The organism is Amycolatopsis sp. NBC_00355, assembly GCF_036104975.1.
In the GTDB taxonomy this organism is placed as follows: domain Bacteria; phylum Actinomycetota; class Actinomycetes; order Mycobacteriales; family Pseudonocardiaceae; genus Amycolatopsis.
Genome location: NZ_CP107982.1, coordinates 1,053,881 through 1,066,757, shown reverse-complemented (window position 1 = coordinate 1,066,757; position 12,877 = coordinate 1,053,881). Strand labels below are relative to the sequence as shown.

Here is a 12,877-nt window from a genome sequence, read left to right as displayed (position 1 = left end):
CTCGCACGGCGGCCGGGTCACGCTGGGTGTCGTGAGTGGTTAGGGCGGTTAGAACCGCCCTAAACACTCACGACGTGCTGCGGCAGACTGCTCAGCCTGCCGGTTCGAACTCGCGGACCGAGTCGAGGGCGGCGCCCATCGCGGCGTTGCCCTCGCGCTCGATCATGATCTCCACCAGCACCGGACGGCTGGTCCGTTCGGCCTCCTTGCGGGCCCATTCGAGGGACGTCCGGATCTCGCCGGGCTCGTGCACGCGGGTGCCCGAGCAGCCGTAGGCCTCCATGATCTTCACGTTGTCCGTGCCGATCGCGTCGTAGTGGATGTCGACCTCGAAGTTCATCTCGTAACCCGTCTCGGCCTGGCGGATCAGGCCGAGGTACTCGTTGTTGAGCATGATCAGCACGAATCCGACGTCGTACTGGGCCGCGACGGCCAGCTCCTCGACGAGGAACTGGAACCCGTAGTCGCCGACGACACCGACGACCTCCGCCTCGGGCCGTGCCTTCTTGACGCCGATCGCGGCCGGGATCTCCCAGCCGAGCGGGCCGGCCTGACCGCAGACCTGATAGTGCCGCGGCTTGTGCGCCTGCTGGAACTGGCCCGACCAGATCTGGTAGAGCCCGATCGCGGTGACGAAGTACGTGTCCTCGCCGAAGGTTTCGTTGATCTCCTTGAAGACCCGGGGCGCTTTGATCGGCAGCGAGTCGAAGTCTTCCCGGCGGGGAAGCGCTTCCTTCAGCTCCGCGATCCGGCCGACCCACTCCCGCCTCGGCTCGATCGAGCGGCGGTCCAGGGCGGCCAGCAGCGCGTCGAGGAACTCGCGGGTGTCGGAGACGATCCCGAGGTCCGGGCCGAACACCTTGCCCAGCTGCGTGGGCTCGATGTCGACGTGGATGAACTTCCGGTCGCCGCGGTACACCGACAGCTCGCCGGTGTGCCGGTCGCCGAAGCGGGCGCCCAGCGCGAGCACGAGGTCGGCCTCCAGGAAGGCGGCGTTCGCGTAGCGCTGCGAAGTCTGGATGCCGGCCATCCCGGCGAACAGCTCGTGGTCCTCGGGGAAGCTCCCCTTGCCCATCAGCGTCACCTGCACCGGGACGTCGAGCCGCTCGGCCGCGACCCGCAGCTGCTCGCTCGCCTCGCCGAGCACGACCCCGCCACCCGCCAGGATCAGCGGCCGTTCGGCGGCCAGCAGCAGGTCGAGGGCGCGTTCGACACGCGCGGGCGCGGGCGTCACGGTCGCGACCGGCAGCGGCGAGTCGATCGAGGAATCCCACTCGATGTCCTGCTTCTGCACGTCGATCGGCAGGTCGATGAGCACCGGCCCGGGACGTCCCGAGCGCGCGATCCGGAAGGCCTCGCGGAAGATCCACGGCAGCTGCGCGGCCTCCTTGACCTGCACCGCCCACTTCGTCACCGGCTTGGCGATCTCGACGATGTCGACCGCCTGGAACGCCTCCTGGTGCAGCTTCGTCGTGGCGGCCTGGCCGGTGATGCAGATCATCGGGATCGAGTCCGCGTGCGCGGTGTAGAGCCCGGTGATCATGTTGGTGCCGGCCGGGCCGGACGTGCCGATGGCGACGCCGACATTGCCGTTCGTCCTGGCCCAGCCGTCGGCCATGTGGGTCGCGCCCTCTTCGTGGCGGACGATCAGGTGCTCGATCGCGCGGCCTTGTAGGGCGTTATACAGCGGGAGGATCGCGGCACCGGGGCAGCCGAAGACGGTGTCGACGCCTTCGCTCTCCAGGACGTCGACGACCGCTTGCATCGCGGGGATCCGTGGCATGTCACACCTCCGCCGGGACGCGGCCCGACAACTGTTCGACGACCTTCAGCAGGGCCGAGTGGTCCAGGGAGCCGTACCCCATGGCACGGCCGGCGGCGACGAGCTGGGCGACCAGGCCCGTCAGCGGAAGCGCGACGTCGGCCTGCCGGGCGGCGGCCAGCGCGATCCCCATGTCCTTGTGGTGCAGGTCGATCCGGAACCCGGGCGCGAACTGGCGGTCCACCATGGACTTGCGCTTGAGCTCCAGGATCCGGCTGCCGGCGAGGCCGCCGGCAAGCACGTCGAGGCCCGTCGCGGCGTCCACACCGGACGCTTCCAGCAGCACGATCGCCTCGGCGACCAGGCCGTAGATCCCGCCCACGACGAGCTGGTTGGCGGCCTTCACGACCTGGCCGGCGCCGTGCGGGCCGACGTGCACGATGGTCTTGCCGAGCGCGTCGAACAGCGGCTTCGCGGCGTCGAAGTCGGCCGCGTCGCCACCGACCATGATGGACAGCGCGGCCTGCTCGGCGCCGGCCTGACCGCCGGACACCGGCGCGTCGAGGACCCGGATCTTCTTGTCCCGCGCGAGGTTCGCGACCTCGATCGACGTCTCGGGCCGGATGGTGCTCATGTCGATCAGCAGCGTGCCGGGCGCGGCGGTGGCGAGGACCCCGCCCTCGCCGAGCGCGACCGCTTCGACCTGCGGGTGGTTCGGCAGCATCGCGATCACGACGTCCGCCCCGGCGACCGCGTCGGCCACGTCGGTGGCCGCGCGCCCGCCGGCGGCCTGCAGCTTTTCGCCGGCCGCGGCGGTGACGTCGAAGCCGCTGACGTCGTGCCCGGCCGCGACCAGGTGCGCGGCCATCGGCGCGCCCATCACGCCCAGTCCGATGAATCCCAGTTTCATGCTCGTCCCCTTCGGGTGATCGGCAGCCAGTCCAGCGAGGCGAGGGTGTCGGGTTCCGGGACGTACTCGATCCCGACGAACCCGTCGTAACCCGCCTTTTGCAGCTTCACGAGGTGGCCGCCGAGGTCGACGGTCCCGGTGCCGGGCTGGTGGCGCCCGGGCGCGTCGGCGATCTGCACGTGCCCGATCCGGGAAATGTGCGTCGTCGACAACGCGTCCAGGTCGTCGCCGTTGACTGCCAGGTGGTACAGGTCGGCCAGCAGCGCCACGTTGGCGCGCCCGAGGTCGTCGAGCACGGCCACGGCGTCCGCGGCGGTCTTGAGCGGGTAGCGATCGGCGCCGGAGAGCGGTTCGAGGACCAGTTGTGCGCCGATCTTCGCCGCGGCTTCGGCGGCGGTGGCGAGGTTGACCAGCGCCAGGTCGTCCTGCTTGGCGGGGTCTTCGCCGTCGAGCCGGTTGCCGTAGAGCGCGTTGAAGCTGCGGCAGCCGGTGCGTTCGGCGATGCCGAGCGCGACGACGAGGCTGTCGGCGAACTCGGCTTCCCGGCCGAGCCACGAGACCAGGCCCCGCTCCCCCGCCGCCATGTCCCCGGCGTAGAAGTTCAGCCCGCGCAACGCCACCCCGGCCCGCTCGATGGACGCGACGAAGGCGTCGACCTCATCGCGCGCCGGGACCGCCACGTCGAACGGCCACCAGTACTCGACGTCGGTGAAGCCCGCCGCGCGCGCCGCTCCCGCCCGCTCGAGCAGCGGTACCTCCTTGAACAGGATCGACAGGTTGGCGACGTACGGCAGGGTGTGCCCCTCTTCTGGCATCGCATCCTCAAATTTCGCTATCCGGAATTTTTCTTTCGCATATCGAGAATAGCTCGCGACCTGCGCCGAGGTCAACGGGTGGGGCCTGCCCTCGATCGCGGCACGCCTCACGCCCAGCGGCCGTCCACATCGGACTCGGGTACCAGCGGGCGCCGGGTGCTCAGCACCGCCGACGCGCCGGTCGCCGGGGCGAGCAGTTCGCGCACGGCCGGGTCGCCGGCCTGGAACGCCAGCGCCGCGGGGGCTTCTTCGCAGGCGCCGAGGCACGGACCGTGCAGCCACATGACCCCGGCGACCGCCTTCCCCGCGGCGCCGACGTGCTCGGTGAGGACGTCGCACACGGTGTCCGCGCCGGCGTCCCGGCAGACCTCGCCGGTGCACACGCGCAGCTGCCGTCCCGGCCACTCCGCCAGCGAGAACAGCGGGTGGGCGCGGACGACCTCCGCCACCTCGGCCGGCTGAATCCCCAAGCTCGCGGCGATGAGACCCAGGGCGTTCGGGCTGATCCAGCCGATCCGGTCGCGTACCGCGTGCAGGGCGGGCAGCAGCTGGTCGCGGCCGGCGAACGCGCCGATCACCTCGCGTTCCTCGCGGGCCTGCCGGACGTCGGGGAATTCGCGCGTCATCCGACCGGAGCCGGCGCGTTCACCGTGCGGTCGAGCAGGCCGATGGCGGCGTGGACGTGGCGCAGCGCGGGGGCCGGGACGCCGGTCAGCTCGGCCAGCTCGACGACCGCGCCGATGATCGCGTCGATCTCCAGGGGTTTGCCGGCTTCGAGGTCCTGCAGCATCGACGTCTTGTGGTGGCCGACGCGCCAGGCGCCGTCGATGCGCTTCTCGACCGACACCTGCGGGTCACTGCCCGCCGCGCGGGCGATGGCGAGGGCCTCGGTCATCATCGTCGCGACGAGCGCGCGGGTGTCGTCGTGCTCGCACATCTGCGCCATCGTCGCCCGGGTCAGCGCCGAGAGCGGGTTGAACGCGACGTTGCCCATCAGCTTGACCCAGATGTCGTTGCGCAGCGCGGGTTCCACCGGTGCTTTGAGGCCGCCGGCGATCATCGCCGCGCTCAGGTCGGTACAGCGCGTGGAGATCCCGCCGTCCGGCTCGCCCAGGGAGAACCGGGTGCCCTCCAGGTGCCGGATCACGCCGGGTTCCTCGATCACCGTCGAGCAGTAGACGACGCAGCCGATCGCGCGGCGCAGCTCCAGCACGGCGGTCACCGCGCCGCCCGGGTCGACCGTCTCGACGCGACGACCTTCGAGCGGATGTCCCTTCAGGCCGTGGAAGTACCACCACGGGATGCCGTTCTGCGCGGCGACGACCGCCGTCTCCGGGCCCAGCAGCGGCGCGAGGAGCGGGCCGGACGTGGCGTAGGAATTCGCTTTCAGGCCAAGGAAAACGAAGTCGACCTCGCCGACTTCGCCCGCGTCGTCGGTGACGTGCGGGTGCGCGGTGAAGTCGCCACGCGGGCTGAGCACGCGGACGCCGTGCTCGCGCATCGCCGCGAGGTGGGCCCGCCGGGCGATCAGGTGCACTTCGGTCCCGCCGCGGTGCAGCGCGGCCCCGACGTAGGCGCCGATCGCCCCGGCTCCGAGAACAGCCACCTTCATGATGTGCCTCCCACTTCGGTCCAGCACGTGATTGCATACAGTATCCTGAATTCAAGAGTGAGACCAGCTGCGCCACCCAGGTGGGGCAGCTCAGCGCGACAAATCCGGTACAACCGGTCATTTCACCTGGCGGCAGCTGATCCACACGAACCGAAAAAGCCCACCTCGGGTGAGGGCCCGGGATTTTGCATACCAAAACCTGTATCCTGAGAGCAGACCATCGCGTTCCACTCCGTCTCGAGGTGTCCCGTGAGCCAGCCCGTATCCCCGCTCCCCGACCGCGGCCCGACCGGCCGCCGCACGGCCAAGGGCGCGCTCGGCTCGACCCCCGCCAAGCGCGTCGAACGGCCGGCGCCGCTGCGCCAGGTCGTCTACGAGGCCCTCGCCGAGCTGATCATCAACCGCACCCTCGAACCCGGGCAGCACCTCGTCGAGGCCGACCTGGCCGAGTACCTGGGCGTCAGCCGCCAGCCGGTCCGCGAAGCCCTGCAACGGTTGCAGAGCGAGGGCTGGGTGGACCTCCGTCCCGCCCAGGGCGCGTTCGTGCACCTGCCCACCGACGAGGAGGCCGACCAGCTGCTGAGCGTCCGCAGCGTGCTGGAGACCCACTCCGCGAAGCTCGCCGCCGGCCGGGCCACCGCGGACGACGTCAAACGCCTGTGGGAACTGCAGAACACCGGCGTCAAGGCGCTCGCCGACGAAGACACCGAGGGCCTCGTCGCCGCGAACGCCGCCCTGCACGCGTGCATCACCGAGCTGTCCGGCAACGCCGTCCTGGCCGAGCTCATCGGCCTCGTCGACCGGCGGGTCCGCTGGTACTACACGCCGATCGCCCGGCCCCGCGGCCAGGACGCGTGGCACGAGCACGAAGAGCTGATCAACGCCATCTCGGCCAAGGACGCCGGCGCCGCCGAGCAGATCATGACCAAGCACACCGAACGGACCCGCCAGGCCTACCACGAACATCAGGACGCGCCCCGGTCCTGATTTCCGCAGGACCGGGACGCAGGACACCCGGACTAGCCGCCCGTCGCGGCGGAAGGTCGCGCCACCAGCTCGGTTTCGGCGAGCTGGTGGTGCGTCCGCTTGGGCTGGCGCAGGAACAGCGTCAGCACCGCGGAAAGCAGCGCGATGCACCCGGCGAGGATGTAGGCGCCCGTGTAGCCCCACGCGCTGATAACCCCCGCGGCGAGGCCACCACCGCCGACGCCGCCGATCAGTTTCGCGCTGTAGACCAGGCCGTAGTTCGACGCGTTGTTGTTCTCGCCGAAGTAGTCCGGCACGAGCGCCGCGAACAGCGGGTAGAACGCCCCGCCGCCGAACCCGGTCAGGAACGCGAACACCATGAACAGGACCAGGTTGTGCGTGTTCCCCGCGTACATCACGCCGAACTGCGCGCCACCGGCGATCACCAGGACGATGGTGAGCGTCTGCCGCCGGCCGATCCGGTCCGACACCCAGCCGACGACCGCGCGCCCGGTGCCGTTGACGATCGACAGCACCCCGGCCGACGACGCCGCGACGAACGCCCCGAACCCGCTCTCCTTGGCGAAGGGCACCTGGAAGTTGATGCCGAACAGCGAGACCCCGCCGATGATCACCAGGCACACCCACATCAGCGGGAGCATGCCGGTCCGGATCGCCTCCATCGGGGAGAACTGCTTCACCGCGGGCGGGTTCTTGGCCAGGCCGCCGCTCTTGGTCCGCCGGTTGGCGGCCCAGTTCTTCGGGTCGACCTCCTGGGGCCACCAGCTCTTCGGCGGGTCCTTGAACAGGAACCCGCAGACTCCGACGACGAGCAGCATGTAGACGCCGATGACGTCGAGGATCACCGTGTAGTTCGTCGGGGTGAGGAACGCGGCGAACACGTAGATGAACGGGACGGCGCCGTAGGCGAACCCGCCGTTGACGAAGCCCGTCCTCGCACCCCGTTTCTCGGGGTACCACTTGCCGACCATGTTGATGCAGGTCGCATACACCAGCCCAGCCCCGGTGCCGCCGAGCATGGAGTACCCGATGAAGGCCACGGCCAGGTTTCCGCTGTGGGAAATGGTGAAGTAGCCGATGCCACTGCACACCGCGCCGGCCAGCATGGCCGTCTTCGCCGACACGATGTTCTTTTCGCGCAGCCGCCCGGCCGGGAACGCGACCCCGGCCTGGAACACGGCCCAGATGCTCGCCAGCCAGAACGCGTCGCTGAGCGACCAGCCGTACTTCTCTTCGAGGGTGCCTTCGACGGCGCCCCAGCCGTATTCGAAAACACTGACCGCCATCATGGCGATCCAGGGCAGCCACACCATCCAGCTTCGCGAACGCCCCATGATGTCCTGCGGCGTCTCGCCTACTCGGTAGACCCGTCCGTTCTCGTCAACGATCTCCTGGTACGTCGCTGCGGTCATAAGAGTTCTCTTTCGTCACCGTTGACTCGTGTCCCTCTGCCAGCCGTCGTGCGGTGGATCTTCGTCCCTTCCTGGTCGGTCGGACAGCCCCTGTGGAGGTGGTTCAAAGCAATCCCGCGGCCCGCGCCCACCGGTACTTCGCGCCGAGTACGGCAACGGGCTTTTCGGTCGTGTACGGATAGGCCACGACGCCGTGCTGGTAGAGGTAGTCGCTGGCTTCTTCCACTTCGACGTCACCGGAGAGCGACGCGACGACGGGCTTGTGGATGCCCTTCGCGCGGTACTCGGCGACGACCTCGGAAACCAGCTCGGCGAACACCATGGGCGGGGTGACGATGGTGTGCCAGTAGCCCAGGATCAGGGCGTGGATGCGGTCGTCCTCGAGGCCCAGCGCGATCGTGTTGCGGTAGGTCGAGGGCGGCTCGCCGCCGGTGATGTCCACCGGGTTGCCCGCCGCGCCGAACGGCGGGATGAACTTCCGGAACGCCGTGTCGAGGTCCGGCGGGATCTCCATCAGGCTCAGGCCGTTGTCGACGCAGGCGTCCGAGAGCAGCACGCCCGACCCTCCGGCGCCGGTGATGATGACGACGTTCTCGCCCTTCGGCGTCGGCAGCAGCGGGATGCCCCGGGCGTACTCGAGCATGTCGTTCAGCCCGGGCGCCCGGATCACGCCGCTCTGGCGCAGGATGTCGTCGTACACCTTGTCGTTCCCGGCCAGCGCGCCGGTGTGCGAGCTCGCCGCCTTCGCGCCCTGCGACGTCCGGCCCGCCTTGAGCACGACGACCGGCTTGCGCAGCGACACCCGCTTCGCCGTCTCCGCGAACGAGCGGCCGTCCTTGAGGTCCTCGAGGTGCATGGCGATGAGCTCGGTGTGCTCGTCCTGCTCGAAGAAGGTGAGCAGGTCGTCCTCGTCGATGTCGGCCTTGTTCCCTACCCCGACGATCGAGGACACGCCCATCTTCGCCGAGCGGCTGAACCCGAGGATCGCCATCCCGATGCCGCCGCTCTGCGACGAGAGCGCCACGCCTCCTTTGACGTCGTAGGGCGTGCAGAACGTCGCCGACAGGTTCTCCGGCGTGTAGTAGTAGCCGTAGATGTTCGGCCCGAGCACCCGCACGCCGTGCTTGCGCGCGATCGCCACGACCTCGTCCTGCAGCGCGATGTTGCCGGTCTCGCCGAAGCCGGACGGGATGAGGATGGCGCCGGCGACGCCCTTCGCGCCCGCCTCCTCCAGCGCGGCCGCGACGAACTTCGCCGGGATGGTGAAGATCGCGACGTCGACGTCGCCGGGAACGTCGGTGATGCTCGCGTAGGCCTTGCGGTCGAGGATCTCGGTGGCCTTGGGGTTGATCGGGTGGATCTCCCCCGCGTAGCCGCCGTCGACCAGGTTCTTCATCACCGAGTTGCCGATCTTCCCGGCCTCGGCGGACGCGCCGATGACCGCGATCGACGCCGGTTTCATGATCCGCGTCATCGACGCGAGGATCTCTTCCTGGGTGAACCGGACCGGCTCCTTCGCCGCGTCCGGGTCGATCAGGATCCGGACGTCGACGGCGGTGGCGCCGGCCGGCGTGGCCAGCACCGGGTTGAGGTCCACTTCGGACAGCTGCGGGAAGTCGGTGACCAGCTGCCCGAGCCCGTGGATGACGCCGGCGAGGGCGTCCCGGTCGACCGGTTCGGCGCCGCGGACCCCGCGCAGGATCTCCGCGGCCTGGATGCCGTCGATCATCGAGAGCGCTTCCTCCGTGCTGGTCGGCGCCAGCCGGAACGTGACGTCCTTGAGGACTTCGACGAGCACGCCGCCGAGACCGAACGCGACGATCTTGCCGAAGGTCGGGTCCGTGACCGACCCGATGATCACCTCCTGGCCCTCGGTGAGCATCTGCTGCACCTGGACGCCGAGGACCCGCGCGTCGGCGTTGTACGCCTTGGCGTTCTCGACGATCTTCGTGAAGCCGGCCGACACCGCTTCGGGGTCGGCGAGGCCCACGAGCACGCCGCCGGCCTCGGTCTTGTGCAGGATGTCGGGCGAGACGATCTTGAGCACCACCGGCAGCCCGATCTCCAGGGCCTGCGACATGGCGTCGTCCGCGGTCGCGGCCAGGCGCTCGGCCGGGGTCGGGATACCGTACGCCTCGCACACCGCACGCCCCTCGGGCGCGGTCAGCGAAGACCGGCCCTCGGCCGCCGCCTGGGCGAGGATCTTTTCGACCGCCGCGCGATCCGCCACTCAGATCACCCCGGCCGAACGGAGCTTGTCCAGCTCGGCTTCGCCGTAACCGAGTTCGCCGAGCACTTCGTCGGTGTGCTCGCTCAGCAGCGGCGAGCGTTCGATCTCGACGGGTGAGTCGGACAGCTTGAGCGGGCAGCCGACGGTCTTGAAGCTGCCGCGCTCCGGGTGCGCGACCTCGACGACCGAGCCGAGCGCGGCGAGGGTCTCGTCCTCGATCAGTTCCTGCGTCGACAGGATCGGGCCGCACGGGATGCTGTGGGCGTTGAGCGCCTCCATCACCTCCCACTTGGTGTGCGTCTCGGTCCACTCCTCGACCAGCGCGAACACCTTGTCCAGTTTGGACAGCCGGACCTCCGGGGTGGACCAGGCCGGGTCCTCGGCCAGCTCCGGTTTGCCCAGCAGCGTCGTGAGCGGAGCCCAGCCGACCGGCTGGATGATGACGTAGATGTAGTCGTTCGGGCCGCCCGGCGCGCACTTCACCGCCCAGCCCGGCTGGCCGCCGCCGGACGCGTTGCCCGAGCGCGGGACCTCGTCGCCGAAGTGGTCGTTCGGGTACTCGCCGAGCGGCCCGTGCGCCAGCCGCTGCTGGTCGCGCAGCTTGACCCGGCACAGGTTGAGCACGGCGTCCTGCATGGCGACCTGGACGCGCTGGCCGCGTCCGGTGGACGTCCGCTGGTACAGCGCGGCGAGGATGGCGGCCACCAGGTGGATGCCGGTGCCGGAGTCGCCGATCTGCGCGCCGGTCGCGGTCGGCGGGCCGTCCTCGAAGCCGGTGGTGCTCATCGCGCCGCCCATGGCCTGCGCGATCACCTCGTACGCCTTGAAGTCGGCGTAACGGCCGGGGCCGAACCCCTTGATGGAGGCGTAGATCAGCCGCGGGTTGAGCGCGGCCAGCTTCTCCCACGGGTAACCGAACCGGTCGACGACGCCGGGGCCGAAGTTCTCGACCAGGACGTCCACTCCGGACACGAGCTTCTCGAAGACTTCCTTGCCCTCGTCGCTCTTCATGTTGAGGGTGATGCTGCGCTTGTTGGCGTTCAGCATCGTGAAGTAGAGGCTGTCCACCCCGGGCAGGTCGCGCAGTTGCCCGCGCGTGATGTCGCCCCGGCCGGGGGTCTCCAGCTTGATCACGTCCGCGCCGAGCCAGGCGAGCAGCTGCGTGGACGACGGACCGGACTGCACGTGCGTCATGTCGAGGACACGGACGCCCTCCAGTGCCTTACCCATCTTGTCTCCGCTCACTTGTACATGGTCTGGTTCATGGTTCCGGGGGCGTACACGTCCGGGTCGACCCAGACGTTGATCAGCGACGGCTTGCCCGATTCGCGGGCCCGCTGCAGCGCCGGCGCGATGTCGGCCGGGTCGCGGACCTCTTCGCCGTAGCCGCCGAGCATCCGGGCGAACTCGTCGTACCGGACGTCGCCGAGGGTGTTGCCGACGCGCTCGCGCGGGAGGCCGTACTTCGCGGCCTGGCCGTAGCGGATCTGGTTCATCGACGAGTTGTTGCCGACGATCCCGACGAACGGAAGGTCGAAGCGCACGAGCGTCTCGAAGTCCCAGCCGGTGAGGCTGAACGCGCCGTCGCCGAACAGGGCGACGACCTCCTTGTCGGGCCGGGCGTGCTTGGCGGCCAGCACGAACGGGATGCCGACGCCGAGTGTCCCGAGTGGACCGGGGTCCATCCAGTGGCCGGGCGACTTGGGCTGGACGACCTGGCCGGAGAAGGTGACGATGTCGCCGCCGTCGCCGATGTAGATCGAGTCCTCGGTGAGGAACTCGTTGATCTCGTGCACCAGCCGGTACGGGTGGATCGGCGTCGCGTCGGAGTGCTGCAGCGGCAACCGCTTCTGCTTCGCCTTCTCCTCCACGGCTTGAAGTTCTTCGAGCCAGACCTTGCGCCCGACCGAGCCGTTGTCGTTGCGGCCCGACGCGGCCTCGGCGACCGCGGCCAGCACCTGGCCGGCGTCGCCGACGATGCCGAGGTCGATGTCGCGGTTCTTGCCGACGGTGCGGTAGTCCAGGTCGATCTGGACGACGGTGGCGTCCGGGGACAACCGCTTGCCGTAGCCCATCCGGAAGTCGAACGGGGTGCCGACGATGACGATGACGTCGGCGTTGTCGAAGGCGTACCGGCGGGAGAGCTGGAAGTGGTGCGGGTCGCCCGGTGGCAGCGTGCCGCGGCCGGCGCCGTTCATGTACGCCGGGATGTTCAGCGTGCGCACGAGGTCCACGGCGGGTTCGGTCGCGCGGGTCGTCCACACCTGGCTGCCGAGCAGGATCGCCGGCTTCTTGGCGTGCACCAGCAGGTCGGCCAGCTTTTCGATGTCGGCCGGGTCCCCCGCGTTGCGCGTGGACGCCCGGTAGCGGCCGGACTCGGGGATGCGCGCTTGGGACAGCGGCACCCGCGCGTCGAGGACGTCACGCGGGATCTCCAGGAACGACGGCCCGGGTGCGCCGGCGTAGGCCTCGCGGAACGCCATCGACACCAGGTCGGCGACGCGGGCGGTGTGCGGCACGGTGGCGGCGAACTTGGTGATCGGCGTCATCATGTCCACGTGCGGGAGGTCCTGCAGGGACCCCATCTTGTGCTGGGTGAGCGCGCCCTGGCCGCCGATGAGCAGTATCGGGCTCTCCGCGCGCAGGGCGTTGGCGACGCCGGTGACCGCGTCGGTCGTGCCGGGTCCGGCGGTGACGACCGCGCAGCCGGGTTTTCCGGTGATCCGCGCGTAGCCGTCGGCCGCGTGGGCGGCGACCTGTTCGTGCCGGACGTCGATGACCTTGATGCCCTCGTCGACGCAGCCGTCGTAGATGTCGATGATGTGGCCGCCGCAGAGGGTGAAGATGGTGTCGACGCCTTCGGCCTTGAGGGCTTTGGCCACCAGGTGCCCGCCCGAGATCTCCGCCGGCGCGGGTTCGGCGCCGTTCGTGGCCTGGGCGCTTTCCCCCGCGGTGGTGCCTGTGGTTGTCATTCGCTCGACTCCTCTGGTCCACGCCGGGTCTCTCTGGCCCGGCGTTCGCTCGTCGCCGCTCCCCTGTCCGGTCCTTCGGGGGTTCCGGGTGGCGGAGCCCCCGGCCCGGGCCGAAGGTCCGGTTGTTACAGCCGAGGTCAGCGGCCTCTTCGCGGCAGACTGTAGATTGCATACCGT

The 12,877-nt window shown here is 69.8% G+C and carries 10 protein-coding genes; 1 reads left to right on the top strand and 9 read right to left on the bottom strand.

Features of this window, described 5'->3' with window-relative positions; genetic code table 11:
• Positions 1-91: 91 nt before the first annotated feature.
• From gcl to OHS18_RS04625, 5 genes are all read right to left on the bottom strand, one after another.
• On the bottom strand, positions 92-1,783 hold the full coding sequence (gene gcl / locus OHS18_RS04645) for a glyoxylate carboligase (protein ID WP_328616058.1): 1,692 nt from the start codon (positions 1,781-1,783) through the stop codon (positions 92-94).
• A 1-nt stretch (position 1,784) separates the two neighbouring features.
• On the bottom strand, positions 1,785-2,672 hold the full coding sequence (locus OHS18_RS04640) for a 2-hydroxy-3-oxopropionate reductase (RefSeq protein ID WP_328616057.1): 888 nt from the start codon (positions 2,670-2,672) through the stop codon (positions 1,785-1,787).
• Entirely contained in the window at positions 2,669-3,487 is an 819-nt protein-coding gene (locus OHS18_RS04635; protein ID WP_328455741.1) for a hydroxypyruvate isomerase family protein, read from the bottom strand. Before OHS18_RS04635 ends, OHS18_RS04640 begins: the two co-directional genes overlap by 4 nt.
• A gap of 107 nt (positions 3,488-3,594) precedes the next feature.
• A complete protein-coding gene (locus tag OHS18_RS04630; protein WP_328616056.1) occupies positions 3,595-4,113 on the bottom strand; it encodes an NADH-quinone oxidoreductase subunit NuoE family protein in 519 nt (172 codons plus the stop codon).
• Complete coding sequence (locus OHS18_RS04625; RefSeq protein ID WP_328616055.1) at positions 4,110-5,099, bottom strand: 2-dehydropantoate 2-reductase; 990 nt, start codon at positions 5,097-5,099, stop codon at positions 4,110-4,112. The genes OHS18_RS04630 and OHS18_RS04625 overlap by 4 nt, the downstream gene beginning before the upstream one ends.
• 249 nt (positions 5,100-5,348) lie before the next feature.
• Here OHS18_RS04625 and OHS18_RS04620 point away from each other — a divergent pair, with 249 nt between their 5' ends.
• Positions 5,349-6,086, top strand: coding sequence for a GntR family transcriptional regulator (locus OHS18_RS04620; RefSeq protein ID WP_328616054.1), 738 nt, complete (start codon positions 5,349-5,351; stop codon positions 6,084-6,086).
• Positions 6,087-6,118: 32 nt separating this feature from the next.
• Here OHS18_RS04620 and OHS18_RS04615 read toward each other — a convergent pair whose 3' ends face one another.
• The 4 genes from OHS18_RS04615 to OHS18_RS04600 form a co-directional block, all read right to left on the bottom strand.
• The gene (locus tag OHS18_RS04615) at positions 6,119-7,498 is read right to left on the bottom strand and encodes an OFA family MFS transporter (protein WP_328455749.1); all 1,380 of its coding nucleotides are present in this window, start codon (positions 7,496-7,498) and stop codon (positions 6,119-6,121) included.
• Between the two features lie 103 nt (positions 7,499-7,601).
• Entirely contained in the window at positions 7,602-9,728 is a 2,127-nt protein-coding gene (locus OHS18_RS04610) for an acetate--CoA ligase family protein (protein ID WP_328616053.1), read from the bottom strand.
• On the bottom strand, positions 9,729-10,958 hold the full coding sequence (gene frc, locus OHS18_RS04605; protein ID WP_328455753.1) for a formyl-CoA transferase: 1,230 nt from the start codon (positions 10,956-10,958) through the stop codon (positions 9,729-9,731).
• Positions 10,959-10,969: 11 nt separating this feature from the next.
• Positions 10,970-12,700, bottom strand: coding sequence for a thiamine pyrophosphate-binding protein (locus OHS18_RS04600; protein ID WP_328616052.1), 1,731 nt, complete (start codon positions 12,698-12,700; stop codon positions 10,970-10,972).
• Between the last annotated feature and the right edge of the window lie 177 nt (positions 12,701-12,877).

Bases quoted from the DNA above. Each gene is read 5' to 3' on its own strand.
- gcl (WP_328616058.1), bottom strand. From the start codon at position 1,783: ATGCCACGGATCCCCGCGATGCAAGCGGTCGTCGACGTCCTGGAGAGC.
- OHS18_RS04640 (WP_328616057.1), bottom strand. From the start codon at position 2,672: ATGAAACTGGGATTCATCGGACTGGGCGTGATGGGCGCGCCGATGGCC.
- OHS18_RS04635 (WP_328455741.1), bottom strand. From the start codon at position 3,487: ATGCCAGAAGAGGGGCACACCCTGCCGTACGTCGCCAACCTGTCGATC.
- OHS18_RS04630 (WP_328616056.1), bottom strand. From the start codon at position 4,113: ATGACGCGCGAATTCCCCGACGTCCGGCAGGCCCGCGAGGAACGCGAG.
- OHS18_RS04625 (WP_328616055.1), bottom strand. From the start codon at position 5,099: ATGAAGGTGGCTGTTCTCGGAGCCGGGGCGATCGGCGCCTACGTCGGG.
- OHS18_RS04615 (WP_328455749.1), bottom strand. From the start codon at position 7,498: ATGACCGCAGCGACGTACCAGGAGATCGTTGACGAGAACGGACGGGTC.
- frc (WP_328455753.1), bottom strand. From the start codon at position 10,958: ATGGGTAAGGCACTGGAGGGCGTCCGTGTCCTCGACATGACGCACGTG.
- OHS18_RS04600 (WP_328616052.1), bottom strand. From the start codon at position 12,700: ATGACAACCACAGGCACCACCGCGGGGGAAAGCGCCCAGGCCACGAAC.